Origin of the sequence: Chengkuizengella sp. SCS-71B (assembly GCF_040100845.1) — a bacterium.
Lineage (GTDB): Bacteria > Bacillota > Bacilli > Paenibacillales > KCTC-33759 > Chengkuizengella.
In genome coordinates, this window is sequence record NZ_JAZHSH010000001.1 from 3,299,295 (window position 1) to 3,325,133 (window position 25,839).

General features: G+C 34.4%; 34 protein-coding genes and 3 pseudogenes. 11 read left to right on the top strand and 26 right to left on the bottom strand.

What is annotated here, in order from left to right:
• Window positions 1-5: 5 nt before the first annotated feature.
• The 13 genes and pseudogenes from VQL36_RS16050 to VQL36_RS21185 form a co-directional block, all read right to left on the bottom strand.
• On the bottom strand, window positions 6-1,025 hold the full coding sequence (locus tag VQL36_RS16050) for a beta-propeller fold lactonase family protein (protein ID WP_349250292.1): 1,020 nt from the start codon (window positions 1,023-1,025) through the stop codon (window positions 6-8).
• 187 nt (window positions 1,026-1,212) lie between these two features.
• Window positions 1,213-1,401: a hypothetical protein gene (locus VQL36_RS16055; protein ID WP_349250293.1), complete on the bottom strand. Its 189-nt coding sequence runs from the start codon at window positions 1,399-1,401 to the stop codon at window positions 1,213-1,215.
• Window positions 1,402-1,687: 286 nt separating this feature from the next.
• On the bottom strand, window positions 1,688-2,347 hold the full coding sequence (locus VQL36_RS16060) for a beta-propeller fold lactonase family protein (protein ID WP_349250294.1): 660 nt from the start codon (window positions 2,345-2,347) through the stop codon (window positions 1,688-1,690).
• A gap of 192 nt (window positions 2,348-2,539) precedes the next feature.
• Window positions 2,540-2,686, bottom strand: a complete 147-nt coding sequence (locus VQL36_RS16065; protein WP_349250295.1) for a hypothetical protein — start codon at window positions 2,684-2,686, stop codon at window positions 2,540-2,542.
• 5 nt (window positions 2,687-2,691) lie between these two features.
• Window positions 2,692-2,820 carry a hypothetical protein gene (locus VQL36_RS16070; RefSeq protein ID WP_349250296.1) on the bottom strand — a complete coding sequence of 43 codons (129 nt, stop codon included), beginning with the start codon at window positions 2,818-2,820 and terminating at the stop codon, window positions 2,692-2,694.
• A gap of 191 nt (window positions 2,821-3,011) precedes the next feature.
• Window positions 3,012-3,449 (bottom strand): hypothetical protein, encoded by a 438-nt coding sequence (locus VQL36_RS16075; RefSeq protein WP_349249249.1) that lies wholly within the window; start codon window positions 3,447-3,449, stop codon window positions 3,012-3,014.
• A 248-nt stretch (window positions 3,450-3,697) separates the two neighbouring features.
• Window positions 3,698-3,823: an HNH endonuclease gene (locus VQL36_RS16080; protein ID WP_349250297.1), complete on the bottom strand. Its 126-nt coding sequence runs from the start codon at window positions 3,821-3,823 to the stop codon at window positions 3,698-3,700.
• Window positions 3,824-3,844: 21 nt separating this feature from the next.
• The gene (locus VQL36_RS16085) at window positions 3,845-4,063 is read right to left on the bottom strand and encodes a hypothetical protein (protein WP_349250298.1); all 219 of its coding nucleotides are present in this window, start codon (window positions 4,061-4,063) and stop codon (window positions 3,845-3,847) included.
• Window positions 4,053-4,190 carry a hypothetical protein gene (locus VQL36_RS16090; protein WP_349250299.1) on the bottom strand — a complete coding sequence of 46 codons (138 nt, stop codon included), beginning with the start codon at window positions 4,188-4,190 and terminating at the stop codon, window positions 4,053-4,055. Before VQL36_RS16090 ends, VQL36_RS16085 begins: the two co-directional genes overlap by 11 nt.
• Window positions 4,180-4,341, bottom strand: a complete 162-nt coding sequence (locus VQL36_RS16095) for a DUF3797 domain-containing protein (RefSeq protein WP_349250300.1) — start codon at window positions 4,339-4,341, stop codon at window positions 4,180-4,182. Before VQL36_RS16095 ends, VQL36_RS16090 begins: the two co-directional genes overlap by 11 nt.
• A 91-nt stretch (window positions 4,342-4,432) precedes the next feature.
• Window positions 4,433-4,957 (bottom strand): hypothetical protein, encoded by a 525-nt coding sequence (locus VQL36_RS16100; RefSeq protein ID WP_349250301.1) that lies wholly within the window; start codon window positions 4,955-4,957, stop codon window positions 4,433-4,435.
• Between the two features lie 201 nt (window positions 4,958-5,158).
• Complete coding sequence (locus tag VQL36_RS16105) at window positions 5,159-5,683, bottom strand: fibronectin type III domain-containing protein (RefSeq protein ID WP_413789579.1); 525 nt, start codon at window positions 5,681-5,683, stop codon at window positions 5,159-5,161.
• Between the two features lie 3 nt (window positions 5,684-5,686).
• Window positions 5,687-6,043: pseudogene (locus VQL36_RS21185) on the bottom strand (Kelch repeat-containing protein); the annotation flags it as partial.
• Between the two features lie 64 nt (window positions 6,044-6,107).
• On the opposite strand from VQL36_RS21185, the gene VQL36_RS16115 reads away from it, so the two are divergent.
• The 4 genes from VQL36_RS16115 to VQL36_RS16130 all read left to right on the top strand — a co-directional run bounded on the left by VQL36_RS16115 (window position 6,108) and on the right by VQL36_RS16130 (window position 9,442).
• Entirely contained in the window at window positions 6,108-6,842 is a 735-nt protein-coding gene (locus VQL36_RS16115; RefSeq protein WP_349251196.1) for a phage integrase central domain-containing protein, read from the top strand.
• A 406-nt stretch (window positions 6,843-7,248) separates the two neighbouring features.
• Entirely contained in the window at window positions 7,249-7,764 is a 516-nt protein-coding gene (locus VQL36_RS16120; RefSeq protein WP_349250303.1) for a hypothetical protein, read from the top strand.
• A 405-nt stretch (window positions 7,765-8,169) separates the two neighbouring features.
• Window positions 8,170-8,652 carry a hypothetical protein gene (locus VQL36_RS16125; RefSeq protein ID WP_349250304.1) on the top strand — a complete coding sequence of 161 codons (483 nt, stop codon included), beginning with the start codon at window positions 8,170-8,172 and terminating at the stop codon, window positions 8,650-8,652.
• A gap of 250 nt (window positions 8,653-8,902) precedes the next feature.
• Window positions 8,903-9,442, top strand: a complete 540-nt coding sequence (locus VQL36_RS16130) for a hypothetical protein (RefSeq protein ID WP_349250305.1) — start codon at window positions 8,903-8,905, stop codon at window positions 9,440-9,442.
• Window positions 9,443-9,481: 39 nt separating this feature from the next.
• Here VQL36_RS16130 and VQL36_RS16135 read toward each other — a convergent pair.
• Window positions 9,482-9,682, bottom strand: a pseudogene (locus VQL36_RS16135) (BhlA/UviB family holin-like peptide); the annotation flags it as partial.
• Window positions 9,683-9,802: 120 nt separating this feature from the next.
• Window positions 9,803-10,282, bottom strand: a complete 480-nt coding sequence (locus VQL36_RS16140) for a hypothetical protein (protein ID WP_349250306.1) — start codon at window positions 10,280-10,282, stop codon at window positions 9,803-9,805.
• Window positions 10,283-10,876: 594 nt separating this feature from the next.
• Between VQL36_RS16140 and VQL36_RS16145 the strand changes: the two are divergent.
• Window positions 10,877-11,128: pseudogene (locus VQL36_RS16145) on the top strand (IS110 family transposase); the annotation flags it as partial.
• Between the two features lie 346 nt (window positions 11,129-11,474).
• Here VQL36_RS16145 and VQL36_RS16150 read toward each other — a convergent pair.
• Complete coding sequence (locus tag VQL36_RS16150; protein ID WP_349250307.1) at window positions 11,475-11,705, bottom strand: helix-turn-helix domain-containing protein; 231 nt, start codon at window positions 11,703-11,705, stop codon at window positions 11,475-11,477.
• A gap of 149 nt (window positions 11,706-11,854) precedes the next feature.
• On the opposite strand from VQL36_RS16150, the gene VQL36_RS16155 reads away from it, so the two are divergent.
• The 3 genes from VQL36_RS16155 (at window position 11,855) to VQL36_RS16165 (ending at window position 14,351) form a co-directional block, all read left to right on the top strand.
• Window positions 11,855-12,316, top strand: coding sequence for a hypothetical protein (locus tag VQL36_RS16155; RefSeq protein ID WP_349250308.1), 462 nt, complete (start codon window positions 11,855-11,857; stop codon window positions 12,314-12,316).
• A 350-nt stretch (window positions 12,317-12,666) separates the two neighbouring features.
• Window positions 12,667-13,176: a hypothetical protein gene (locus tag VQL36_RS16160; protein WP_349250309.1), complete on the top strand. Its 510-nt coding sequence runs from the start codon at window positions 12,667-12,669 to the stop codon at window positions 13,174-13,176.
• 878 nt (window positions 13,177-14,054) lie between these two features.
• Entirely contained in the window at window positions 14,055-14,351 is a 297-nt protein-coding gene (locus VQL36_RS16165) for a hypothetical protein (RefSeq protein WP_349250310.1), read from the top strand.
• 361 nt (window positions 14,352-14,712) lie between these two features.
• On the opposite strand, the gene VQL36_RS16170 is transcribed toward VQL36_RS16165, so the two are convergent.
• From VQL36_RS16170 to VQL36_RS16180, 3 genes are all read right to left on the bottom strand, one after another.
• Window positions 14,713-14,913, bottom strand: coding sequence for a hypothetical protein (locus tag VQL36_RS16170; RefSeq protein ID WP_349250311.1), 201 nt, complete (start codon window positions 14,911-14,913; stop codon window positions 14,713-14,715).
• Window positions 14,914-15,302: 389 nt separating this feature from the next.
• The gene (locus VQL36_RS16175) at window positions 15,303-15,560 is read right to left on the bottom strand and encodes a spore germination protein (protein WP_349250312.1); all 258 of its coding nucleotides are present in this window, start codon (window positions 15,558-15,560) and stop codon (window positions 15,303-15,305) included.
• A gap of 437 nt (window positions 15,561-15,997) precedes the next feature.
• Entirely contained in the window at window positions 15,998-16,144 is a 147-nt protein-coding gene (locus tag VQL36_RS16180) for a hypothetical protein (protein ID WP_349250313.1), read from the bottom strand.
• A 408-nt stretch (window positions 16,145-16,552) separates the two neighbouring features.
• On the opposite strand from VQL36_RS16180, the gene asnB reads away from it, so the two are divergent.
• Window positions 16,553-18,397 (top strand): asparagine synthase (glutamine-hydrolyzing), encoded by a 1,845-nt coding sequence (asnB, locus tag VQL36_RS16185; protein ID WP_349250314.1) that lies wholly within the window; start codon window positions 16,553-16,555, stop codon window positions 18,395-18,397.
• 1 nt (window position 18,398) lies between these two features.
• Here the strand turns inward: asnB and VQL36_RS16190 are convergent, their stop codons facing one another.
• The 3 genes from VQL36_RS16190 to VQL36_RS16200 form a co-directional block, all read right to left on the bottom strand.
• Complete coding sequence (locus VQL36_RS16190; protein ID WP_349250315.1) at window positions 18,399-19,013, bottom strand: XTP/dITP diphosphatase; 615 nt, start codon at window positions 19,011-19,013, stop codon at window positions 18,399-18,401.
• Window positions 19,013-19,753, bottom strand: a complete 741-nt coding sequence (rph, locus tag VQL36_RS16195) for a ribonuclease PH (RefSeq protein WP_349250316.1) — start codon at window positions 19,751-19,753, stop codon at window positions 19,013-19,015. Before rph ends, VQL36_RS16190 begins: the two co-directional genes overlap by 1 nt.
• 376 nt (window positions 19,754-20,129) lie before the next feature.
• The gene (locus VQL36_RS16200; protein ID WP_349250317.1) at window positions 20,130-21,152 is read right to left on the bottom strand and encodes a GerMN domain-containing protein; all 1,023 of its coding nucleotides are present in this window, start codon (window positions 21,150-21,152) and stop codon (window positions 20,130-20,132) included.
• Between the two features lie 219 nt (window positions 21,153-21,371).
• On the opposite strand from VQL36_RS16200, the gene VQL36_RS16205 reads away from it, so the two are divergent.
• Complete coding sequence (locus VQL36_RS16205) at window positions 21,372-21,875, top strand: phosphatidylglycerophosphatase A (protein ID WP_349250318.1); 504 nt, start codon at window positions 21,372-21,374, stop codon at window positions 21,873-21,875.
• Here the strand turns inward: VQL36_RS16205 and VQL36_RS16210 are convergent.
• From VQL36_RS16210 to VQL36_RS16220, 3 genes are all read right to left on the bottom strand, one after another.
• The gene (locus tag VQL36_RS16210; protein ID WP_349250319.1) at window positions 21,872-22,603 is read right to left on the bottom strand and encodes a class I SAM-dependent methyltransferase; all 732 of its coding nucleotides are present in this window, start codon (window positions 22,601-22,603) and stop codon (window positions 21,872-21,874) included. The genes VQL36_RS16205 and VQL36_RS16210 overlap by 4 nt on opposite strands.
• Window positions 22,604-22,724: 121 nt before the next feature.
• Window positions 22,725-22,949: a helix-turn-helix domain-containing protein gene (locus VQL36_RS16215; protein WP_160645613.1), complete on the bottom strand. Its 225-nt coding sequence runs from the start codon at window positions 22,947-22,949 to the stop codon at window positions 22,725-22,727.
• A 116-nt stretch (window positions 22,950-23,065) separates the two neighbouring features.
• A complete protein-coding gene (locus VQL36_RS16220) occupies window positions 23,066-23,842 on the bottom strand; it encodes a YhcN/YlaJ family sporulation lipoprotein (RefSeq protein ID WP_349250320.1) in 777 nt (258 codons plus the stop codon).
• A 237-nt stretch (window positions 23,843-24,079) separates the two neighbouring features.
• Between VQL36_RS16220 and VQL36_RS16225 the strand changes: the two genes are divergently transcribed.
• Window positions 24,080-25,087, top strand: coding sequence for a ketoacyl-ACP synthase III (locus tag VQL36_RS16225; RefSeq protein WP_349250321.1), 1,008 nt, complete (start codon window positions 24,080-24,082; stop codon window positions 25,085-25,087).
• Between the two features lie 31 nt (window positions 25,088-25,118).
• Here the strand turns inward: VQL36_RS16225 and VQL36_RS16230 are convergent, their stop codons facing one another.
• Window positions 25,119-25,715 (bottom strand): WIAG-tail domain, encoded by a 597-nt coding sequence (locus tag VQL36_RS16230; protein WP_349250322.1) that lies wholly within the window; start codon window positions 25,713-25,715, stop codon window positions 25,119-25,121.
• Window positions 25,716-25,839: the final 124 nt, after the last annotated feature.

The window sequence follows — 25,839 nt, forward strand, 5'->3', positions numbered from 1 at the left end:
CAGGTTTATTTTGGTGTGATCACTATAACAAATGGATTCTCCCCAACAGGAACAGTCGCAATCACACTATTCGTACTGGTCGCAATCACGGATACGGTATCGTCATCTTCATTTGCAACATAAACAAATTTCCCATCCGGTGAGATCACTATACCTACTGAGAAACCTAAATTTCCAACACCTATCGTGGCAATCACACTATTCGTACTGGTCGCAATCACGGATACGGTATCATCACCTCTATTTGCAACATAAACAAATTTTCCATCCGGCGTGATCTCTAATGCCTCTGGATCATCCCCAACAGGAACAGTCGCAATCACACTATTCGTGCTAATCGCAATTACGGATACGATATCGTTAACTTGATTTGTAACATAAACAAATTTTCCATCCGGCGTGATCACCATACCAATTGGATTAATCCCAACAACAGGAACAGTCGCAATCACACTATTCGTGCTGGTCGCAATCACGGATACGGTAGCATCAAATCCATTTGCAACATAAACAAATTTTCCATCCGGCGTGATCACTATGGCATTTGGACGATCCCCAACAGGAACGGTCGCAATCACACTATTCGTACTGGTCGCAATCACGGATACGGTACCGTCTCCATTTGTATTTGTAACATAAACAAATTTTCCATCCGGTGAGATCACTATGTCAAATGGATTCCCAAGAGGAACGATTGCAATCACACTATTCGTGCTGGTCGCTATTACGGATACGGTATTGGCAGAGCTAGTTGTAACATAAACAAATTTTCCATCCGGTGAGATCACTATGTCAAATGGACGATCCCCAACAGGAACGGTCGCAATCACACTATTCGTACTGGTCGCTATTACGGATACGGTATCGTCATCTTGATTTGCAACATAAACAAATTTTCCATCCGGCGTGATCTCTATGGCGTTTGGACGATCCCCAACAGGAACAGTCGCAATCACACTATTCGTACTACTCGCAATCACGGATACGGTATCGGCAAAGATATTTGCAACATAAACAAATCCCATTTGATTCTCTCCTCCTTCATCAATTCATCGTTACCTCAATATATGACAGATTCTTCAGTCTGCCTCAAGACACACAACGTCATTCATAACTCACTATTGATGGAGTACTTGTACATTAAGACTTACTGTAGAACAACATTGATATACTTCTAAGTCACACCTCTCCATGAATATTCAAGAAGGTATCCTAATCAGCTAATCTCACCGTCCCGTTATAACTTCCACGCACCCCATTAAAACTGGGATCTCCTGTATTTGCAACGCCAGTAATGATAAGCTTACATACCTGTTTTGCGATTAAGGATTTTTTCTGTCCCGGTTGAATAAGGATGGGGCCTACGATGTCCATACCAGCTTGGTCTCGTAAAATTGCCATGAAATCACAGTTACAGAACTCACAAGGAGTACTGTCAAATTCACGAATAGGATCATTTTTGATATTAATACAGATATCCACATTAGTGTCAGAAAAAACATATTGTTCTGATAGTGGAGCCCCCGCCCCATCGATACAATCTTGAACAATACAACCATCGATCTCACATAAGCAACATTCATTAATCGTAACTTTACAATCTGGACAACATTTCTTTTTCCAAGGGGCTGTATTACAATTACTATACCTAGACGGAAGTAACCATCTATCTGTGCTCTCATCAGGTTTATTTTGGCGTGATCACCATACCTACTGGGAAACTTAAATCTCCAACGTCTATCGTCGCAATTACACTATTCGTACTGGTCGCAATCACGGATACGGTATTGTCAATTTCATTTGCAACATAAACAAATTTCCCATCCGGCGTGGTCACTATAGTATCTGGATCATCCCCAACAGGAACGGTCGCAATTACACTATTCGTACTGGTCGCAATCACGGATACGGTATTGTCATTATCATTTGCAACATAAACAAATTTCCCATCCGGCGTGATCACCATACCTACTGGGAAACTTAAATCTCCAACGTCTATCGTCGCAATTACACTATTCGTACTGGTCGCAATCACGGATACGGTAGCGTCATCTTGATTTGTAACATAAACAAATTTCCCATCCGGCGTGATCACCAAACCTACTTGGACGAAATCTAAATCTCCAACGTCTATCGTCGCAATCACACTATTCGTACTGGTCGCAATCACGGATAGGGTATTGTCAAATTCATTCCCAACATAAACAAATTTCCCATCCGGCGTGATCACTACACCTAATGAGAAACCTAAATCTCCAACGTCTATCGTCGCAATCACACTATTCGTACTGGTCGCAATTACGGATACTGTATCGTCATCTCCATTTGCAACATAAACAAACCCCATTTGATTCTCTCCTCCTTCATCAATTCATCGTTACCTCAATATATAGCAGGTTTTTCAGTCTGCCTTAAGACACACAACGTCATTCATATGAAAACTCACTATTGATGGAGTATTTGTACATTAAGACTTGCTGTAGAACAACATTGATATACTTCTAAATCACACCTCTCCATGAATATTCAAGAAGGTATTCTAATTAGCTAATCTCACCGTCCCGTTATAACTTCCACGCACCCCATTAAAACTGGGATCTCCTGTATTTGCAACGCCAGTAATGATAAGCTTACATACCTGTTTTGCGATTAAGGATGTATTTTCTCCATCTATCCGTGCTCTCATCAGGTTTAATTTGGCGTGATCACTATGGCAACTGGCTCATTCCCAACAGGAACGGTCGCAATCACACTATTCGTACTGCTCGCAATCACGGATACGGTATCGGCAAAGACATTTGCAGCATAAACAAACCCCATTTGATTCTCTCCTCCTTCATCAATTCATCGTTACCTCAAGATATGGCAGATTCTTCAGTCTGCCTTAAGACACACAACGTCATTCATATGAAAACTCACTATTGATGGAGTATTTGTACATTAAGACTTACTGTAGAACAACATTGACATGTTGCTAAGCCATCCTCTCATTGAATATTCAAGAAGGTATCCTAATCAGCTAATCTCACCGTCCCGTTATAACTTCCACGCACCCCATTAAAACTGGGATCTCCTGTATTTGCAACGCCAGTAATGATAAGCTTACATACCTGTTTTGCGATTAAGGATTTTTTCTGTCCCGGTTGAATAAGGATGGGGCCTACGATGTCCATACCAGCTTGGTCTCGTAAAGTTGCCATGAAATCACAGTTACAGAACTCACAAGGAGTACTGTCAAATTCACGAATAGGATCATTTTTGATATTAATACAGATATCCACATTGGTGTCAGAAAAAACATATTGTTCTGATAGTGGAGCCCCCGCCCCATCGATACAATCTTGAACAATACAACCATCGATCTCACATAAGCAACATTCATTAATCGTAACTTTACAATCTGGACAACATTTCTTTTTCCAAGGGGCTGTATTACAATTACAACTCATAATAAAATCACACCTTTATTAGTTTATTTATTTGATGAAATATAGTATGCATTGGATGATATACATGATTGGACATTTGTCTTCGTTTATATAAAGTCCACATTTGTCTGTATCAATATGGGATGTGCTAGAATAAATTGAAAGTACAACATTCACATATGTTTTTATCAAAATACCCATTGTTCCAGTCTTTTTATGCTAAGTTTCTTCTCAATAATGATGAGAAGGAACTTTTTTATTTATCTTCTTTATCCTCTCCTACTCACCTCTTCTGCTGTCTTTTTGTTATGACAGCAATGACATAACGATTGTAGATTACATAGGTCTAACCTCAATGACCAGTCCTCTTTAATCGGTGTAATGTGATCCACCATATTTGCTGGAGTGATTTGCTTTTATTTTAAACAGTGCTGACATAGATGACGATCTCTAGTTAAGACTTGTTGTCTTATAATCTTCCATTCCTTGCTTTGATAGAATGTTTTACTCTTCTTATCTCTTACATACTTATCATAGTATTGGTGTTTATTTTTCTTGTGTTCATCACAATAAGCTTCTCTTGATGGTTTTAAACAGCTTGGATGATTACATGGTTTCTTAGGTTTAGATGGCATGACAGTCTAATCCCATTTCTTCATAAACCTCTCCATCAATCATGCAACCACATTCACATTCATATATTCCTTGATTCCAATGATTCATTTCTTCGCCACAAGACGGACAGAATATTTCATCGATCATCTACTTCAACTACCCATCCACATTTACATGTTCTTTTAAATGATTTATCATCTATTTCTAAAGTCCCTGCACCATTACCGATATGACTACTACCACACTGTTCACAGACTTCATACTCTTTAATTAATTCCATCGCTCTAACTACATTCATTCAAAAATCCTCCGTACATAAAATACCTCCTCAGTGAAAAGAAGGTATTTAGAAGAAGTTCAAATATAAAATTTTTTTTTCAAACTGGTATCTATACTGGAAATACAGTGGCTTTTAGACTACGAGATGCAACAAAGACGTTAATTACAGCTTTAACTGGTTCAGTTACAAAAACCCTTGTAATTTTAAGTGCATATGTGTTGATTCCAGCTCTTGGATTATTATCTACTATAGGAAAGTTTGGAAAGTTTGTATGTCTTCCTGTGGTACCTACTGGTGCCTCATAATCCATTTCATCGTTAATCGTTGCAATGACATCACCATTACGCAAGATCTCATAGGTCACTTCAAAAGTTACAGGGCCACTCATTAAAACTCCTAGGTCACTATCCTCATCTATAGCAGCAATTTGACCAACATCCTCTTCTAAAGCAATTTGTGCCATTGAATCAATTGACACCTGAGTTCTTTGTGGTTGTTTAACGCACACCTCGACGGTAGCTACAATTTCAAAGTCACCATCAGCAGCAAGAAGAATCGCACCAGCTGCCTCACTATATGGATCATCTACCGAAACCGTATCAGCTACAACAGAAGGTCCTTTCTTTAATCCCATAAACTTACCTCCCAACTTTATAATTATCCGTTTATCCTATCTTATGAATAATCTAATGAAGTTGCTTGGACTCTTATCTATGGGCTGGAATGTAAAAAAGAGTGCTATTTATTAGCATATTTTAAGTTTTATCCTCTCACTATATAGTGGAAAACGTATGACAAAAAGAGCCCCTTTCGAGGCTCTCCTTAAGCTAATATATTATTGAGTTAATTCATATTCATTTACTTCAAACGTTAATATATTATCATGAATGATATAATCTGTTCTATTTAAGAATGGTCCAACATTACCTGTCTTTTCTATGGCATAAGCTACTGTTAAGTTGCCTTGGTACCAAATAACAAACTCCTCAACTTCACTCATAGTTACATCATATTCTTTTTCTTGTCCGTTTTCTAATACAATTACTAGGATTGCTCTATTGTTATTTACGCTTGCTGATGCTTCTGGTGTTGCCGATGCTTCGTTTGAGTTTTCGCTTTCTCCTGCTGCGTTTACTGCGGAAACAACATAATAATAAGTGGTTCCATTTATCACGTCTGTATCAAGATAAGATGTCTCAGTTACACCTTCTGCTATGATGTCATATGGACCACCTTCTGTTGTTGATCTTTTTACTGTGTAACTGTCAGAACCTTCTACAAGAATCCATGATAGAGTTACTTGTGAATCTCCTGCTTCTGCTGTTAGGGTTTGTGGAATGTTAGGAGTCGGATTAGACACTGGAGAATATGCTTCAACACTTGATAGAGTTTCATTACCATCATACCCACCTATTGCATAAATCACATCACCAACAACTTCACTTCTGTGAACATTCCTTTCATGATTCAAACTAGATGTTTCTGTCCATGTATTTGTGTGAGGGTCATATACTTCAGTGCTTGATAAACGAAGACCAGTGTCTTCTCGTCCACCGATTGCATAGATTTTCCCATCAAAAACTACTATTTGATGATAGTTTCTCCCTTGATTCAATTTAGCAAATTCTGTCCATGTATCTGTTTGTGGATTATAAGTCTCAACGTTAGCTAAATAACTAAGATTATATCCTCCAATAACATAGATATTCCCATCGTATAATAAAGTTTGATATACGTGTTTTCAAATTGCAGCAAGAGAAGTAGAAGATAAATTACAGAAAGGAATTACCCCCCATCTAAAACCAGAACCTTTCAATGAGTATTTCTCCGACTGGCTTAAACTTTATAAAACAAGTATTTCTGGTAATACAATGGAACGTTACTTAAACACACTCGAAACCATTCAAGACCATTTTGGTAGTATGCCTATCCAAAAAATTAGTAAAAGAACATATCAGGCATTTTTAAATGGCTACGCACGTACCAGAACAAAAGAAACAACAAGGAAATTAAATTCACATATTCGATCTTGTGTTAAAGACACAATTGATGAAGGGGTAATAAGTAAAGACTTTACACGAGGAGTTGTCTTATCTGGAGGTGTACAAGCCAAAAAAGCAGAAGATAAACACCTAAGTTATTTTGATAGTAAAAGGTTATTAAGAGAATTAAAAAATAACTTAGCAACTACAACACATTATTTACTTCTCCTAGGACTTACTTCTGGTTTAAGATTTGCCGAATTAGTTGGACTAACTAGAAAAGACTTTAATTTTAGAAAAAGTGAAATAAGCATAAATAAAACTTGGGGATATACTAAAAAAATGCATGAAGGGTTTGGTTCTACTAAAAATGAACAATCAAACAGAGTTATTAAAATGGACTCTGCAACAATGAATATATTCAAAATATGGTTCGATAGTTCGCCTGATAATATTCATCGATTAGTATTTTTCAGTCCCAATTCTAAGTATAAAGACCCAGAGATAATTCGAACGTTAGAGTTCGTCGAAGCATAAACCTCGAAAGCATAACATCGCAGTCAGGTTACTGTATCTCTCCTGGGACGCCATTACATACTTGTGAGTCAAGGTAAATACATATACCAAATCCTCTGGAACGTTGATATAACAATGTTTCAGAGGATTTTTTTGATTCCATTTATTTTGGTAGAATACGATTAAATAAGATATAAATTAAAATTTTTTTATTATGCGTTCAACATGCTCTGGAAGAAGCATCATTCTGCTTGATTCCCATAGCATATTAGAACCTGGTGTTAGTTTATACTCTTAGAGCGTTTGTTCTTATTGCATAGGAGGTACACAAGGGAAGGCAAGAGCACATATTTAAAGTACAGTACATACGTCCACTCATAATAATACCAACTTGAATACACTAAAAAAATAAAAGGGACGTGATTGTATGGGTGTTTTTGATAAGTCTAAGTGTGATTGCTGTGTCTGTCCGATGCAGTGTGTTTTGGAGCAGTTGGTTGGTGTTCAGAATGTAACTATTGCAGCTCCGACATTTGCAAGTGTTGGTGTAATTATTAACCAAGTTAAAAATTTCATAGCTTTTACTAGTGGGGGGGATATTCCTATTTGTCAAATTACTGGAGTCGCCACGTTAGATCCAACAATTCCAGTAAATTTAAAACCTATAAAGAAAAGTAATGGAGAATGCGCATGTTGTGAAGGCCCTATAATAAATGTGGCAAAATCATTGATTGGTCAAAATGTTGAAATTGAATTTATCTCAATTGGAGATGCAGTAATAGTAAAATTAGTAGATGTTGGGGAAGGAATCGTTGTTGGGAAAGTTGAAGACGAAACTGACTTTTTTTCTTCATGTGCAATAACAAGGATTAATCCAACTAACCAACAACAATTTAACGGTCAATCAGGATTTTTAGGATTCTACCTAGCCAGCGGGGGATAGACTTACTTCTGCACTATATTCTTCGAACCACTCCATAATTTAGCTCCTAATCCTAATTGTTTCGATGCCCATTTAGTGTTTTAATAGCTACAGCATAACTATTAATATTTTGTCTTTATAAATGCGCGTCTTAATTGGGGGGGGGGGGAAATTTAGTTACTGTTCCAGTTTTAAACTCATTCTGACCAAAAGTTCTGAACAACTCAACTGTGATTTCTGATCTACTTAACCATTGAATCTGATAACTTTTGAGATATAACGTTAACTTCTTCCTCTGTAAGTTAAATATAAGAGGTACAGGGAGATATGCAAGAGTACAATTTTAACACTTGGTACACACGTCCAGTCAAACCTCCCATAAAACTCATAACATACATTAGATAAAAAATGAACGGAGGTGAAATCATGGGAGCTTTTGATAGAACAATCTGTGATTGCTGTGTCTGTCCGATGCAATGCGTCATGGAAAAATTAGTTACACGTGATGTGGGTATTGCCACGCCTGTTAGAGTGACTCCTGTTACAATTAATTCTGTTGAAAATTTTATAGCAAATACCAGTCAAGGATCATTTCCAATATGTAATGTTACTGCTGTTGGAACTATACCTCCTTTTGATATTGATTTAAATCTAAAACCAGTGCAAAAAGATATTAAAGGGAAATGTAGTTGTTGCGAAGATCCAGCTACAAATGAATTGCAACAGCTCATTGGAAAAGAAGTGAATCTTGAATTTATTGGAGGAATAGCTCCCTTTGCAGACGGAAATATCGTCACTGGAAAAGTTTCACAAGTTGGAGAAGGTATTTTAATTTTAAGTGATCTTGGAATAACTTTTTCTAATGCTGCAATATCTACTTGCCAAATTACAAGAATTGAACTCAACTAATTATACAATATCCCCTACCAGCTACTAAGCTAGTGAAGGAAAAAAACAAAAGCTTCTTCCGTTAAATGGAGAAGCTTTATATATGGGATATTTCAATAAAAGCATTTGTGACTGCTTGCTTTTTTTATATTAATTCAGATTACATATTGACACCGGCATTAGCGGATATTTCTTTATACAGTACTCACGTCCAGTCAAAGCAATATCAAAATGAATACATTAATAAAAAATGTGAGAAGGACGTGATTTCATGGGTGTTTTTGATGAGTCTATATGTGATTGTTGCGTTTGTCCGATGCAGTGTGTTTTGGAACAGTTGATTGGAGTGGAGGGTTTGGAGATTGATACACCTGATATTAGTATTCCTACAACTATTACTAGTGTTAGTGATTTCATTGTAACAACTACTGATGGAGATATTCCAATATGTCAAATTACTCATGTGGATATCGAGGACATTACAAATACAATTATTACAAACGTATTATCAGCTTTAAAACCTATAAAAAACAGTAAAGGGAAATGTGCTTGTTGTGAAGACCCTATGACAAATTTGCTTAAATTTGAAATTGGGAATATTTTTATTTTTGAATTTATTAGTTTTTCTGGGCCATTTGGCGATGAAATCTTAGGTGTTGGAGAAGGAATTGTCGTAGGACTCAGTTTAGGTGGTGGGTTTTTAGACATCTATTCCACATGTGCATTAACAAGAGTTATTCCATTAACTCAACAACAATTTAATGATCCATCTAGACCTTCTAGAAGAACCATTTCCCCACCAACTACCTAAAAGCCAGTGGGGTTTAAACTCACTCCTTCCTGACATTTTCTCTTTCAATTCACGTAATTCATCAATAATCATGTCGTACTTTTCACTAAACTTTTCTAAAGTACTAATTAACTGACCTTCCCTCTCCTTATGTGACTCAATTAGTTTATCCTCTCTTTCTTTGCTATTTCTCATAACATAGATAAGTAACCATATAAAAAGGACCGCAAAAGGTCCCTGAGTTAAAAAATATTGAATGATATTTAATTCCGCTCATCAACACTCCGTTTAATGTTTTAATGACCACACAATAATCTTTTACACTTTTTGACACAATTCAAAAAACCACCAACCATTTTCAAAATTTTCGGATCATTCACCTTATTCTATCTCGCTTATTCGAGTTATGGCGCAACTAGATATAGCGACATTAGATGACTCCTGTTGCAATATTACAATCCCTTCTCCTACATCAGAGATAATACCAGTAACAATTTCAAAATCTCCTTCAGTAGTGTCGATCGATATGGAAACCTGATCTTTTAATGACTTGGCTAAATTGGTTATAGGATCTTCACAACAAGCACATTCTCCTTTAGTACTTGTTTGAATCGGTTTTAAATCAAAAGAAAATGTTTGATTTTGAGGACAAACAGCAACTATTTTACAAATGGGAAAGTGAATTTTTTCACCAGATACTTCTATCCCAGAAACAATAAAATTTTTTACTTCCTCTATTTGAAGAAAAAAATCATCAGATGGGGTAACTATACCAATATCCTCTTGCCCCACCAACTGCTCCAATACACATTGCATCGGACAGACGCAGCAGTCACAGATGGTTTCATCGAAATGTCCCACATTAAACAACTCCTTATAAAATGTATTTAATAAAGATATAGTATGCAAGATGTTAATAAACTGATTGGACGTATGTCTTAGGTATAAAATATCCACTTTTGTTTAGATGAATGTATAACACAAGTTTTCTTTTCATTGGATCATGATTGTATCCCTCTTTTAGTTTAAAGGCATATTCTTTTAACTTAGATACACTAACCCTTAGTTCATCTCACATAATAAATAATCATCTCATTACTTACTATCTTCCAACACTGTCACATACAACACCTCTCGGGATTTTTTCTGTAATCTAATGAAGTTGCTTGGACTCTTATCTATGGGCTGGAATATAAAAAGAGCGCTGAAATATTAGCACCTCTTTATTTATCATCTCACTATATAGTGGCAAACGTATGACAAAAAAGCCCTTATAATTTATTATTAAAATTCTCATGCTGTACTATAGTTCAACCTCCTAAAACGATCAACCACACCAATTCCTTTTATAATAAAAAATATATGATTAGTTATACTAAGCTTTATTAAGTGAAGGAGGTTCAAATAATGACTGTCGCTCAGCTACCAAATGAAATTGTACTTATGATGGCTACCAAAGATAAAATAAATAATCGGGGGAATAAACATCTCAGGAAACTGTTATACATTATTATTCAAAATATGATTAAGTTAAGGCGATTAGGTCAGAATCACTTCATAGATTACTATGACAAATTAAAAATGCAACCCTATAACAAATATCATAAGGTTGCAACCATCGCATGTGTAAACAAATTGTTGAAGACAATCTTTTACCTTGTTACACATCATTTAAACTATGACTACAGGTTCGCAGCCTCATCATAGTTATGAATTCAATTTTAACATAAATCAACCTAATGTAAAAAATGAACAGATTGGGTTCATATTCTGATACAAGCGCACATTTTTCATAGTTTAAAACCCCACTACATAAATAGTGAGGTTTCCGTAGAGAGATTCTATGAGTGCGTAATAGTAGGCTGCCAATATATTATATATTCAAACCCTTTATTTTGGTATAGACAAGTGACTTGCTTGACGAAAATGTGCTTTATCCTAAGTCAAATTCATTTTTATCTATTAAATAGGCTTTTGTATTTTATAAAGCGTGCCAAGTTATTTTTAAATCAAAATTCTAAATTCCCATCCATCAATATCTGTTATTCCAGCATTATCGAAAAGGAGAGTCATAATCTCTAGTCATTATTATCTTTATATTTTGAGTGTTACCACCTTTACATTCTATATATCCACCTCTAACAAGTCCGTTTAATACTCGACGGACTGTTTTTTCGTCTTTACCTGTTTTGATTTCGAGTTCGGGTATTGTTGGCATTCTACGCTTTGAATGAGAAAAGTTATATAGGATTCGTAATACTTTTCTTTCTAGATCGGAAAGCATTAAAATCACCTCTTATAGAACATTTGTTCTTATTATATAAGAGGTACAGGAGGATACGCAAGAGCACAATTATAATGTATAGTACACGCGTCCAATCATCGTAATCCCAACTTGAATACACTATTAAAAACTGAAAGGACGTGTTAAGAATGGGTGTTTTTGATGAATCTAAGTGTGATTGCTGTGTCTTTCCTATGCAGTATGTTTTGGAACAATTAGTAGGTGTTGATGATGTAAATATTATAACACCGACAGCTAATAATTTAGTAATTATTAACCATGTTAAAGATTTCATAGCATTTACTTCTAATGGAAATATACCCATTTCTCAAGTCACTGGTACTCAATTCAGTCAGAATTCGCTTCCCGATGGCATTAAATTAAAACCAATTAAGAAAAGTAAATTAGAATGCGCTTGTTGCGAAGAGCCTATTACAAACTTAGCGAATTCAATGATTGGTGAAATGGTTGAGATTGAGTTTATCTCCCCATTTCTTTTCCCTTTTATAGAAGAAATTATAGATGTTGGCGAAGGAATTATCGTAGGGAGGTTTTTTAATGAGACTGACATTTTCTCTTCATGTGCAATAACAAGAATTATTCCCCGATAACCCCCACCAGCCTCCCCTAAGCCAAGGGAGGTTATTCCTATTTCTGTACTGTATTCTTCACCCTTGATAACAGCACAATTTAAGATAGCATTACACACGTCCAGTCAGAAAATGTGTACTTGCACTAGGACTTCCGCTAAATGTAGTGAAAGAAGCATCTATTTTCGTTTATGTGAACCAATAGACATTTTGACTAATCCATACCTGATTGCTTACTTGTATCTTATTAAAGCAGACAACAAAATGGCACTGACAAATGCGGATTATTTAACACCTTAGACATATAACCAATCATTACATTCATTCGGTTCATATAATAACTCATCAAATATAAAAAGGAAGTGAATCTTATGGGACATTTCGATGAGTCCATATGTAATTGTTGTGTTTGTCCGATGCAGTGTGTTTTGAAGCAATTCATAGGTGAAACAGTTGGTATAGAGACTCCTGTTAGCTTTGAAGAGGTAACTATATTCGATGTTAAAGATTTTATTGTTTTTACTTCAGCAGGAGATTATGCCATTTGTAATATATCCAGTGTTTTTATTGAATTTCCATTTAGTGTAGAGTTAAAGCCACTTAAAAAAAGTACAGGTGAATGCGCTTGTTGTGAAGATCCTATGGCTAATTTTTTGAATTCTCAAATAGATCAAATATTTGATATAGAATTTATCGGAGAGTTTGGCGGTACTGTTGGTCAAATTCTTAATGTTGGTGAAGGTATTGTCCTACAAGATATTGGTCTTGATGAGACTTTAATAATATCTATCTGTACAATTACTAGAGCTGTTCCCTCTGCCGCAAGTAGTGCTCAAAACATTAAATCTTATAAAAAAATTCAATCCCCATCACCTACGTAAGTCTGTGGGGGTTATTTCTCTATATCAACTTATTCTTCTCAGATTTGACAAATCCAAACGTGCTTACTTGTATCTTATTAAAGCAGACAACAAAATGGCACTGAAAAATGCGGATTATTTAACACCTTAGACATATAACCAATCATTACATTCATTCGGTTCATATAATAACTCATCAAATATAAAAAGGAAGTGAATCTTATGGGACATTTCGATGAGTCCATATGTAATTGTTGTGTTTGTCCTATGCAGTGTGTTTTAGAGCAGTTGGTAAGTAATTATTGAACAAGTAAAAGATTTTATAACATTCACAAATGTAGGTAGTTTCTTTAAACCTATAAGGAAAAGCAAGGGAGAATGCGCTTGTTGTGAAGACCCTATTACAAATTTAGCTAAGTCAAAGATTGGTGAAATTGTTGAAATTGAACTTATTAATAAAGAAGGGGATACATTTGAAGTTGAAATAATAAATGTTGGTGAAGGTATTGTCGTTGGTAGAAATATTGATTCCCCTAATGAAACTGCCTTTTTTTCTTCATGTGCAATAACAGGATTACTCAACTGAACCAACAACAAGTTAATGAACAATCAAGTTTTTCAGGCTTCCAACAACTCAAAAAGGAACTCATCCTCAACAGCTACCTAAGCCAGTGAGGTTTTCCTTATTTCTCTACTATATTTTTTGTACCCACTCCATAATCCACTAGCAACTAATTAAAGCTGTGAAACTATCATTACCTGCCAGCACCTGGCAAAAGCACAATTTAATAAAGCAGTACAAACATCCAGTCAAAACTCTTTTTGAACCCATATAATACCAATAAAGGTTCTATTCAACCTTTATTCTTAAATTTAATACAGAATTGGAGGAAATTATCTTGTCAGATACAATGATTCAAAATGCAACAGTAAGACTTAATGATAATACAGTCGATTTTATTTTTCCTAGTAGAGTATTAAGTGCTGAAGTAGTTCTTAAAGGGTTTAATCTTAATTTTGGGGCTGTGAACGGTTCAAGAGAAATTCTACTAACAAAGGTAGAGGCTGTATTAAATTCTATTGCTGATAATGTCGTTACCGCGAGTGTCGTAGGTGAATTAAATGATGGCAGAGGCAATACTCAGAATAACGATCTTTCTACTGTGACTATTACATGTATTGCAATAGTACTATAGTCCAATAATAAATATGAATAAACTATATATGAGACTATAATGAATATCGAGTTTTTATTAATAATTTAAATAGATCTCATTTAATCGGGGATAAAATATTTCCCCGAATTCTCTATACTCAGTTCTGTACTGTAATCTTCACACCTGACCATAATCCACTGACAGCCAAACCATGACAATTCCAACAAGTATAGCTTGCTTTGGATCTTCTGGAACTATATAAAAAATACCAGTTGCTACCCCTAATACTAAAGATAAAACTGGTAGATTTGTTTTTAATTCCTTTTCTTTTAAGTGAATATGAAGCTCTCCTTAAAGCCTTTTTTCCCTGCTCCTTGATCGATTAATAACAGGAACCTCATTAATCAAACCTTCCAAAGTATTGTATCTTACAACTAGATACAGCTGCTGTAAAAGTCATTCCCATCGCATCAAAAGAAACAATGACAATTCCTCCTCCAACATCTTTAATTGTCACGTCATTTTCAAATGCATTGAAAAATCCAGCTTCAATTGGTGTCTCCTCTCCTATCATAGATTGTCGGACAGACGCAGCAATCACAGTTGGTTTTATCGAAATGTCTCATAAAATTCACCTCCTCATTTTTATTTGATGAGATAAGATATATTATGTATTGGATTACGCCTGATTGGACTTATATCTTAGGAGAACATAAATCCGCATCTGCCTTTTCGTTCAAAACTCATAAGATCAACCTTTTTAAAATAAGTTTCTTCTCAATTCATAGATTTTCGTTCTTATACATCTTCAACGAAGTAAAAAACAGTAATGGCAAGAGATTGAGTCACTTCATATCGAATATAGATGCATGGAATAACTTGAAAGAAATAAAAAAAATATCTAGCATTTAAAAACTATTGCTTTTAAGCTTCGAGAGCCTACATTCACCCTAGATATGCACAGTTCATCTGTACATCAATTACTCTATTTTAAATAAATAAAAACGGCATAACATTATTCTCTATTCCAAAAATATTATCTTGAGTTTGATCTTTTACATCAGCATCAATGGTATTTGTTGTGCTTACAAAATTACTCACTCTTGGTAAATCTCCAGTATTAAAAGAACCACAACCAGCATAAGTTGCTGTGTAGTCAACAGGTTTGATTTGAACTGAATCCCCTGCACGCACCTTCGCTCCACCACTAACATTAATAATTTTAGCAATACCTAAAATTGATGGCATCCTTTCACCTCTTTAAATAATATTTATTTAATTTATATATGCCCAGATTAAAGAAGTGTGCAAAACCATATATTGTATGCTACTTAAACTCATTTTGCTTGTGCGAAATCGGATATTTGAAATAAATAGGCTCTGTTAACTAATCGTTCCCCTCCTGCTCCCCTCCCCTAGCACAATTTGATGAAAGGAAAATCTATTTTGTTTGGAGTTGTGTCCTAGTACAAGTACACATTTTTCATAGTTTAAAACCCCACTACATAAATAGTGAGGTTTACATCGTAGTGAGATATTATGAGTGGATATATCCCTCCAATTACTAGGAGTTTTATATTTTTTATGTTCAAACCCTTCATTTGGTATAGACATTTGACCTGCTAGTTTGAAAGTCTGCTATTATACCATTTCAAACCGCAAAGGGTCCTTGGGTTAAAATTGATCTAGTACGCTGCAGGAAGTATACAACAACATCTACATATAGCGGTAGGACATCCAGTGTTCCAAGAAGCTAACAAGATAATAACTAAAAGAATGAATAACACTAGAACAATTCCAGCTCCAGTAGCAATTCCACTATAACTGCCCATGTTAATCCCTCCTTTCACTATAATGTAATATATACTATGTTAAAATAATCTACTTTGATTGAACTAGTGTCCTTGTGCTAGTATACATTTTTCATAGACTAAAACCCCAAAGACTATATTGCAACTACTTCTGATGCTTGAGATATTCTAGTATGTCAAATTACTCATGTAGAAAGCGAAAATTTTACAAATACGATAATTACGAGAGTATTCTCAGCTTTAAAACCTATAAGAAAAAGTAAAGGAGAGTGTGCTTGTTACGGAGGTTTTTTAATCCAGACAAAATAACTTCATTCATGATGTTCGTACAATAACATTTTCACTGTTCTTTCAGCATATGTTTTAACGATGTTGATTTAATAAGCATAAATATCACCATTATGACTTCAAAGAGAGGATGTAACCCTTATGTGTGGAATAACTGGATGGATTAATTGGAATGATGATTTAACTAAGTACCCAACAATTCTGGAAGATATGACAAAAACATTAGCTACTCGTGGACCTGATGCTTCCGGAACTTGGATGTCTCCTCATTGCTCTCTTGGTCACCGTAGATTAAGTGTCATTGATCCAGAAAATGGGGCACAGCCGATGTGGCGTAAATATGATTACCAAACATTTGTCATTGTTTATAACGGTGAGATTTATAACGCATTTGAACTTAAGGAAGAACTTATAAATCGTGGACATACATTCCAAACCAATTGTGATACGGAAGTTGTTTTAATTTCTTACATTGAGTGGGGAGCAAAATGTGTTGAGCGTTTAAATGGAATTTTTGCATTCGCTATATGGAATGACTTACAGGAAAAATTATTTATAGCCAGGGATCGGGTAGGAGTAAAACCTCTATTCTTCTCAAACCATAATTCTACTTTTTTATTTGGATCAGAGCCAAAAGCCATCTTAGAAAATCCTACATTCAAACCAGAAATTGGAGCTGAAGGTTTAGCCGAAATATTTGTCATTGGACCAGCTCGTACTCCAGGACATGGAATATACAACAACATGGAGGAATTAAAACCAGGTTATTGTTTAGAATTAGATAAAAATGGTTTGAAAAAATATCCTTATTGGAAATTAGAATCACATCCTCATTTTGAAAATGAAGATCAAACAGCTCAAACGATTAAAGATCTATTAATCGATACAGTTGAAAGACAACTTGTTTCCGATGTGCCTGTATGTACATTATTATCTGGTGGTTTAGATTCTAGCGCACTTACAGCAATAGCAGTAAATTATTATAATAAAACAAAACAAGGGACTGTGAATACCTTCTCTGTTGATTATGTAGATAATGATATTCATTTTAAAGAAAATGATTTCCAACCAAATTCTGATCAACCTTGGATTCAACGAATGAGTAGTATTTTAAACACGAATCACAAAAACATACAATTTGATACCCCAGAGTTAGTTGAATCCTTAAAAGCGGTTGTGGATGCACGTGACACTCCAGGAATGGCGGATGTGGATGCTTCACTTTATTTATTTTGTCGCGAAATTAAAAAACAGGCTACAGTGGCTATATCCGGTGAAGCTGCTGATGAGATATTTGGTGGCTATCCTTGGTTTCACAGGGAAGATTCATTAAATGCAAACACTTTTCCATGGTCGCTTACACTAAATAAGAGACTTGAAATTCTATCTGATGAATTAAAAGAATGGATTCGTCCAGAACAGTATGTAGAAGATCGTTATGCACAAGCTATTGGGGAAGTTCCACATTTAAAAGGAGAAACTGCTGAGCAAAAACAAATGAGACAAATGTCATATTTAAATATAACTCGCTTTATGCCAACTTTATTGGATAGGAAAGATCGGATGAGTATGCGAGTGGGTCTTGAAGTTCGTGTTCCTTACTGTGATCATCGTTTAATAGATTATGTATGGAATATTCCCTGGGAAATTAAAATAGCAGGAAATCGTGAAAAAGGCATCCTAAGAAAAGCATTAAAAGGAATACTACCTGAGGATGTCATTCAGCGTAAAAAGAGCCCTTATCCAAAAACACATAATCCGAATTACACAGAAGCAGTGAAAAAATGGGTTTTGGAAATTCTTGATGATCCTTCTTCTCCACTACAATCTCTAATCAATGTTAAAAAAATTAAAGAAATTGCCAACTCGGATGTGAAATCTTATCATTTCCCTTGGTTTGGTCAATTGATGTCAGGACCACAGTTATTTGCTTATTTAGCTCAGGTAGATTTATGGCTTAGAAAATATAATATTAGTATAAAATAGTTCACTTTAATATTTCGTACAATTTCTTTAATGCATTTGCACGGTGGCTGATTTTATTTTTTTCTTCAACATTTAATTCTGCCATCGTTTTTTTATATTGAGGTAAATAAAATAACGGATCATAACCAAAACCACATTCACCTCTTGGTTGATTTATAATCCTTCCTTCACAAGTTCCTTCAACTTTGATTACTTGATTTGAATTAGGATTAACAAGCACAAGTGCACACACAAACTGTGCTTTACTTAAACATCCATTTTCATCAGGTTCGATGTTTAAATTATTTAATTCATTTAAAAGTTTATTATTATTTAAGTTATCATTGCCATGTTCACCAGCATATCTTGCGGAGTAAATACCTGGAGCACCTTTTAATTGATCAACGCATAAACCTGAATCGTCTGCAATTACTGTAGTATTTAGATACTTGGCAATGATACTTGCTTTTTTTTCTGCATTTTCTATAAATGAAATGCCATCTTCAATAATTTCTGGGACTTGATCTATATCTGCTAAACTCCGTACTTTTTTATTTAACTTTTGAAACAACTTCGCAAATTCTTTAACTTTTCCTTGATTTTTAGTAGCTACAATTACAAATTCTTCGTTGATCATTATTTTGCACCTATTTTTGTACTAATGTCACCCAATGCATCTTTTTGTAATTGAATAATAGATTGAATCCCAGATTCAGCTAAGTCAACTAACTGTGTAAATTCTTCTTTGGAGAATGGTGCATCTTCCCCTGTTCCTTGTATCTCTACAAATTTGCCTTGACCTGTCATCACTACATTCATATCTACTTTGGCTGTAGAATCTTCTTTATAATTCAAATCTAATAAAGCTTTTTCATTTACAATCCCAACGCTTACGGATGCTAAGTAATCTGTAAGTGGAAACTGGGGCAGTTGTTTTCCCTTGAAAAATTTGTTTATTGCTAATGCAGTTGCTACAAATGCACCCGAAATGGAAGTTGTACGTGTGCCACCATCTGCTTGAATTACATCACAATCTAGAGTAATCGTCCTTTCCCCCAATGCCTTTAAATTCACGACTGAGCGAAGTGAACGACCGATTAAACGTTGAATCTCCATTGTTCTACCACTTAATTTCCCTTTTGCAGCTTCACGTTGATTTCGGGTTTGAGTGGCTCTAGGAAGCATAGAGTATTCCGCATTGATCCACCCTTTACCCTGCCCTTTTAAAAAAGGTGGAACTCTATCTTCAATACTAGCTGTACAAATCACTTTTGTATCACCAAACTCAATTAGCACAGAGCCTTCTGCATATTTGTTAAAATTAGTTGTAATTTTAATGGATCTTAATTCCTTATTTGATCTTCCATCTATTCTCAATTTAGTTCCCCCTAATATTGTTATGAACTTATCGTATGCAATTTAATATTTAGAATACACCTCATTTTACCAAAACATTGATTTAACTTAAACCCGTAAGCTCTGATTCCATCAAAAAAATGAAACCGTCAATTAATAATCATATTGACGGCAAGGCATATCCTTCATAGATTGGGTACCAGCTTATTCTTTACGGATTATGCTACTTTAGGTATTACTTCACTTTTGTGGAGCTTATATCCTGGGGCCCCCGAAAAGTAATAGGCATAAGCTTCAAAGTTTCACTTCACTTTTTGGGGTTATTTTATGTTTCGGGCCCTGCAAAAGTAATCGGATTAAGCTACATTAGGTATTACTTCACTTTTGTGGGTACTAGTTACATTTCAAAAATATTCATATGGGCGGGTATTGTTACTGGTTTATTGTAACTTTCATCATTAATTAAAAACTGAAACTGTGTTGCATCCGTATTTTCAGTAAGTGATAAAATAATGGAATGCAAACTTTCTTCTGATACCATTTGATCTATACCTAAAATATGATCACTTAAGTTCAACGTAATTAAATCTTGAGATTGATCAGTATTTATGACTTCAACTGATGAAATCATTACAGAATTTAATCCTGATGGCTCAAATGGTCCCTTAATTAATTCATTTAATGTTGCTTTTATAATATCATTTGGACTTTGAATTAATCTTGTAACAGGTACATAATAATTTTGCAAATCATTCGTTTGATTTAGGAAGTATAATGTAACTGGAGATGTTTGACTTAGCGGAACTCCTTCAGACTTTTCAATATTAATCCCCATCTCTCTAGATAATGGCTCATGAAGAGGAATTCCTTGTGCAGGCATTTTTTTCAAAGTTTCCCCGTTTACATTAATAATAACTTGATCAACAGTAGGAAAATCTGTCAATGCCCACGTAACCGCTTCTAGAAGCTTGCGTTCGTCATTCATTTCATAGTTTAAAAAATCTTCTGAAAAATCCACAATAGCTAGCTGATTTTCGATATTCAGTCCTAATATTTCTGTTCCACTCGGTATTACAGGGGTAAAATCATATGGTATTTTTTCAGAAATCGGTCCATCTTCTACCATATATCTTAGTTTTTGCTTTGCAATTCCCTCAACATAAGGAATATTCATTGTTACAGGTACGACATAACCATATTGATCTTTAAAATATAAAGACATTGCCACATTTTCAATTGCTTCCTCATCATTATAAACTTGATCTTCATTGAGTTCCCCACTGGTCATCATATCATTAGGAGGTGGATCAATCATTTTACTTTCCTCTGCACCATCCCATAACGAACAACCTGCTGTGATAGCCAGGAGAACCATAAGTGACACGAGTGCCACCTGTTTTAACCATTTGTAATGATTCATGTACTTTTCCTCCCCATCTAGGTTTTGTACTACTATGTATACGAGCTTAGTTATAATTTATACTTCATTTTGTCCAATCATTTTTGAAAAATAAAATTCTTGTCTAATAAGGTACATATTTTTTTCTCTGTCTGTGATAAAGAAGAATTAGGAAGAGGATAATTCCTTTGTGTATTGTTTAAAATAAGGGATACACATCATACTTGGAGGAAAACTTTAATGGCTTACCAATTAGACAGTGAAAAAGTAAAACAAGTTACTTTAGAAAGTTTGAAAAAAAGAGGGGTTAGCTTAGAGGATATTGCAGAATTAGTTTTAGTTTTACAAAAAGAATATTTTCCAGAATTAACACTTGAGTATTGTGTGGAAAATGTAGAAAAGGTACTCCAAAAACGCGAAGTACAAAATGCAATTTTAACTGGAATTCAATTAGATATATTGGCTGAACAAAAGAAATTGGAATCTCCTTTATTAGAAATGATAGAAAATGACGAGGGGTTATATGGATGTGATGAAATTTTAGCTTTATCCATAGTGAATGTTTATGGCAGCATTGGTTTTACTAATTTTGGATATATTGACAAGATAAAACCTGGCATTCTTAAAAAGTTAAATGATAAATATGATCAACCTATACATACATTTTTAGATGATATCATAGGTGCGATCGCTGCTGCTGCGAGCAGTCGAATCGCACATTCAAAGCATGGAGCTGAAGATTAATCTGGTTTGTGACCTACCAAAATAAGACGTGGAGACGTCTTCTCATCAAATGGAGTCTGGTCATAATTCCCAAATACGTAATCTAACTGTAATTTGGCAGAAGATATCATATGTTTAAATAATGGTAAATCGTATAGTTTTACCTTTTCGATATATGTACGTTTTTGATTTTCATCTGTAATGATAATACGTTTCTTTACAAATCCCTGTTCAATAAAACGATATTCTTCAATTTTTACTCCCTCTGAAAAACGTTCTGAATAGGGAACCAGCTGTTCTTTTACAACATTAGCATTCAAAAAATCAATAATAAATTTCCCATTTGGTTTTAAAATACGACTCAATTCTATTAAAACCTTACTGTTTTCATGATCTGATTCAAAATAGCCAAAAGAAGTAAATAAATTTACTACTGCATCAAAAGATTCATTTGTTGGAATCTTTCGCATATCTCCATGAATCCAAGACACTTTCTTATCCTTGTCTAGTTTTTTTGCTTCATAAAGTAATACATTTGATAAATCCATCCCAGTAACTGTATACCCAAATTCTGATAAAGCCATTGAGTGTCTTCCCATACCACAACATAAATCAAAAACAGATGATTTTGCAGGCAAATGCAACCATTCGATCATTTTTTTTACTTCATCATAAGCATTTTGTAAATTTCTATGTTTATAAACGATTAAATAATCTTCACCGAAGCTTTCTTCGTACCAATTATGCATAAATGATTCCTCACTTTGAATTCGATGAATTTTATTTTACCATTCAAAAACCTTCTTTTCCAATCCCATATGAATAGGAAAGTCAAAGAAGGTATTCAATGAATGTGAAATATACACATGATTATATTTTCAATTCTCCAAGCCTTATTAATTCAACGACTGCCTGTGAACGACCTTTAACATTTAACTTTTGCATGACATTGGAGATATGATTTCGAACTGTCTTTTCGCTTATATATAACTCTTTAGCAATTTCTCGAGTTGTTTTGTCTTGAACTAACAGTTCGAATACTTCACGTTCACGGTTTGTTAATATGAATTTTCCTTTATCGTCGCTACCCTTCAATATCGTCACCCCTCCTTGTTTGGGTTTAGAATTACAAGGTCAAGGGATACAGTCAAATTATTTTATGAAAAGTAGCGGTCGATGGTGCGGCAGTTTTCGAAAAATAGGCTATAAATTTATCTATTTGTTGGATTCATTATACTGCGTTGATTATTATTGTCATTATTATTCATATTTCGATCCATATTCATTGGGAAAACTCGATTCATAAAAGTATTAAATTCATCCATAAACCCTCTAACAGGTCTACCTTCACCAATATCAACCATGTAATTGTTAATTCGTTCTACAAAATCAGCATTTGCAGAAACATATACATTATTCACATTCTTATCCATGGATTTTACTTTATTGGATATTTTCTTTTTCACTTCATTTGTCATCGTATCAGAGAATGATCGAACCTTTTTACCCGCGTTCATTCCTAAACCATAATATTCAACATTACCTTTAGAGGTGCCTTTAAGAGACTTTCCTTTAATGGATTTTCCTGTCATTCCTTTATTAGTATTATCAGTTAATTCTACAGCGATATAAGCATTATTATCCGTTAGCAATACATTCGCTCTTTTAACTTCCTTCATGTTTGCAATTGCATTTGCAATCTTCTTACTTTCTCTCACATTTGTATTTTGGTGAATATTATTCGCGCGCATATCACTAGCCCGATTATTCAACCTGTCTGTATTTAATATGTTATTTCGAGTATTCATTCCTAAGCGGTTTGCATTGTAATTCCTACCATCTCGATCATTTGCGTCATATACTCCATATGGATTAATATTATCCCCTGTTCGATTATCAATAGCACCTTCATTATCAGTTGTACAAGCACTTAATGAAAATATAAGTGAACCAGCAACAATGAATCGAGTAAACACTGAATTTACCATTATACGCCTCCATTCTAATATAATTTTTTGTATCAGTCTTAGGATGATTTTTTACTCGAAAAATAAACATAGAATGCTTTGGTAATTCGTACTGTACTTTCCTTTTTTTTGTGTGAATTTTACAACACATTGACAAATCAATGCGTTATCTTCATAATTAGCACTAGGTACTAATACTTAATAATATTCAGTTTTTACTAAACAATATATTATTTTATTAAAGAGGAGGTAATTGTAATGAGTAGCCAAAATATGAGTTCAAAAGCAAGAATTTCTGCTATTGGTTCTTATGTACCTGAAAAAGTACTTACAAATCATGATTTAGAGCAGCTTGTAGATACAAATGACGAATGGATTGTGCAGCGCACTGGAATTAAAGAACGTCGTATTGCTGCAGAAAAAGAATATACAAGTGATTTATGTATAAAAGCCATTAAAAATATGATGGAAAGTTATGAGGTCGATATTGAGGATACAGATTTAATTATTGTAGCTACAAGCACAGCTGATTTTTCTTTTCCAAGTACAGCGAGTAGAATTCAAGCTCATTTTCAATTAAAACAAACAGGAGCCATTGACCTTAGAGCTGCATGTGCAGGTTTTACGTATGGCTTGCAAGTTGCTAATGGGCTAATCACCGCTGGACTCCATAATAAAATTATTGTAATCGGTGCGGATGTATTATCAAAAATAACCGACTATTCAGATCGTTCAAGCTGTATTTTATTTGGAGATGGTGCAGGTGCTGTAATGGTCGAAAAGGATGGAAAGCAGCCTAGTTTCATTTCTTCCTATAATGGCTCCAATGGTGAGGGAGGAATTCATTTATATCAAACAGGTTTATCTACCAACATAAATGGAGTTGATCTTGAAAAAGAAGGCTTTTTAGTCCAAAACGGTCGGGAAGTATATAAATGGGCGGTAAACCATGTTCCAAAAGGAATGTTAAAAGTGCTGGAAAATACAAATTTCACATTACGAGATGTGGATTGGTTTATTCCACACAGTGCAAATTTACGAATGATTGAGTCCATATGTCAAAGAAGTGACTTTCCAATGGAAAAAACATTGTACAGTCTTGTACATTACGGAAATACTTCAGCTGCAACCATTCCACTATCTATCCAAGAAGGTTTAAATCAAAATAAAATTAAAGATGGAGACCATTTATTACTTTATGGTTTTGGTGGTGGATTAGTTTATGCTGGTCTATTAGTAAAATGGAATTTGAATCCTAGAAAATAAAGGGAAATGCTGTTCTGGATTTCTTATTTTACTATGATTCACCAATGGCAATCCAAGATAATACTCCATGTTGTTCTTCTTCTCGTTCTTCATTATTACTTTCAATAAGAACAACATCAATAACTGCGTATTCCGCAGTTTTTTCATTTAGTGCTGCATAACAATTTGAACAATCTGTCATAGCTACAAGAACATAATCCGTGTTTTTAAATGGAGTATCAAAAAAAATGAACACCTCAGTACTTTTCTCCTCAATATTCATTTTAAATTCAGAATTATTATACTGATGGATTGTTTTGAGTTGTTCATTTTGCTTTTCATGAACTTTGCTATCTGTTTTATCACGATAGGTTATCGTCGGTTCTTCATCAGCAAAGTTATTATATCCAAAATTAAAATCAAATGGGTTCGCATATATCAGAGGTTTATTTTTTTTTACTTTTTTCTTTTTTTTTGATGATTTTTGTGGATTCTGATTTAAAAATTGAAAGTCAGGAAACCAGTTTAAGTCATGAATAGGTATATTCTCTCTGAAGGAATCTATTTTCTCTTCATCCAACCACACTAATTCATTTATTGAAGGATCTATCTTTTTCATTTTTTTATTACGATTTCGCCTTTTTTTCATTCCAAAACCTCCCTTTATGTTTATTTAGTAACATATGTCATCCTCTATTGTTATGTACAGGAATTCAAAGAAAATGTGCATATACCTAAAATAATAAAAGTACTTGTTCTTATCTTAGTTTTTT

Bases quoted from the DNA above. Each gene is read 5' to 3' on its own strand.
- VQL36_RS16050 (WP_349250292.1), bottom strand. From the start codon at position 1,025: ATGGGATTTGTTTATGTTGCAAATATCTTTGCCGATACCGTATCCGTG.
- VQL36_RS16080 (WP_349250297.1), bottom strand. From the start codon at position 3,823: ATGGTGGATCACATTACACCGATTAAAGAGGACTGGTCATTGAGGTTA.
- VQL36_RS16225 (WP_349250321.1), top strand. From the start codon at position 24,080: ATGAGTAGCCAAAATATGAGTTCAAAAGCAAGAATTTCTGCTATTGGT.
- VQL36_RS16230 (WP_349250322.1), bottom strand. From the start codon at position 25,715: ATGAAAAAAAGGCGAAATCGTAATAAAAAAATGAAAAAGATAGATCCT.
- VQL36_RS16150 (WP_349250307.1), bottom strand. From the start codon at position 11,705: ATGCTTTCCGATCTAGAAAGAAAAGTATTACGAATCCTATATAACTTT.
- VQL36_RS16120 (WP_349250303.1), top strand. From the start codon at position 7,249: ATGGGTGTTTTTGATAAGTCTAAGTGTGATTGCTGTGTCTGTCCGATG.
- VQL36_RS16100 (WP_349250301.1), bottom strand. From the start codon at position 4,957: ATGGGATTAAAGAAAGGACCTTCTGTTGTAGCTGATACGGTTTCGGTA.
- VQL36_RS16055 (WP_349250293.1), bottom strand. From the start codon at position 1,401: ATGGCAATTTTACGAGACCAAGCTGGTATGGACATCGTAGGCCCCATC.
- VQL36_RS16200 (WP_349250317.1), bottom strand. From the start codon at position 21,152: ATGAATCATTACAAATGGTTAAAACAGGTGGCACTCGTGTCACTTATG.
- VQL36_RS16175 (WP_349250312.1), bottom strand. From the start codon at position 15,560: ATGCCATCAATTTTAGGTATTGCTAAAATTATTAATGTTAGTGGTGGA.
- VQL36_RS16190 (WP_349250315.1), bottom strand. From the start codon at position 19,013: ATGATCAACGAAGAATTTGTAATTGTAGCTACTAAAAATCAAGGAAAA.
- VQL36_RS16125 (WP_349250304.1), top strand. From the start codon at position 8,170: ATGGGAGCTTTTGATAGAACAATCTGTGATTGCTGTGTCTGTCCGATG.
- VQL36_RS16065 (WP_349250295.1), bottom strand. From the start codon at position 2,686: ATGAGAGCACGGATAGATGGAGAAAATACATCCTTAATCGCAAAACAG.
- VQL36_RS16070 (WP_349250296.1), bottom strand. From the start codon at position 2,820: ATGGGGTTTGTTTATGCTGCAAATGTCTTTGCCGATACCGTATCCGTG.
- VQL36_RS16205 (WP_349250318.1), top strand. From the start codon at position 21,372: ATGGCTTACCAATTAGACAGTGAAAAAGTAAAACAAGTTACTTTAGAA.
- VQL36_RS16130 (WP_349250305.1), top strand. From the start codon at position 8,903: ATGGGTGTTTTTGATGAGTCTATATGTGATTGTTGCGTTTGTCCGATG.
- VQL36_RS16075 (WP_349249249.1), bottom strand. From the start codon at position 3,449: ATGAGTTGTAATTGTAATACAGCCCCTTGGAAAAAGAAATGTTGTCCA.
- asnB (WP_349250314.1), top strand. From the start codon at position 16,553: ATGTGTGGAATAACTGGATGGATTAATTGGAATGATGATTTAACTAAG.
- VQL36_RS16180 (WP_349250313.1), bottom strand. From the start codon at position 16,144: ATGGGCAGTTATAGTGGAATTGCTACTGGAGCTGGAATTGTTCTAGTG.
- VQL36_RS16085 (WP_349250298.1), bottom strand. From the start codon at position 4,063: ATGCCATCTAAACCTAAGAAACCATGTAATCATCCAAGCTGTTTAAAA.
- VQL36_RS16160 (WP_349250309.1), top strand. From the start codon at position 12,667: ATGGGACATTTCGATGAGTCCATATGTAATTGTTGTGTTTGTCCGATG.
- VQL36_RS16155 (WP_349250308.1), top strand. From the start codon at position 11,855: ATGGGTGTTTTTGATGAATCTAAGTGTGATTGCTGTGTCTTTCCTATG.
- VQL36_RS16060 (WP_349250294.1), bottom strand. From the start codon at position 2,347: ATGGGGTTTGTTTATGTTGCAAATGGAGATGACGATACAGTATCCGTA.
- VQL36_RS16210 (WP_349250319.1), bottom strand. From the start codon at position 22,603: ATGCATAATTGGTACGAAGAAAGCTTCGGTGAAGATTATTTAATCGTT.
- VQL36_RS16220 (WP_349250320.1), bottom strand. From the start codon at position 23,842: ATGGTAAATTCAGTGTTTACTCGATTCATTGTTGCTGGTTCACTTATA.
- VQL36_RS16095 (WP_349250300.1), bottom strand. From the start codon at position 4,341: ATGAATGTAGTTAGAGCGATGGAATTAATTAAAGAGTATGAAGTCTGT.
- VQL36_RS16090 (WP_349250299.1), bottom strand. From the start codon at position 4,190: ATGATCGATGAAATATTCTGTCCGTCTTGTGGCGAAGAAATGAATCAT.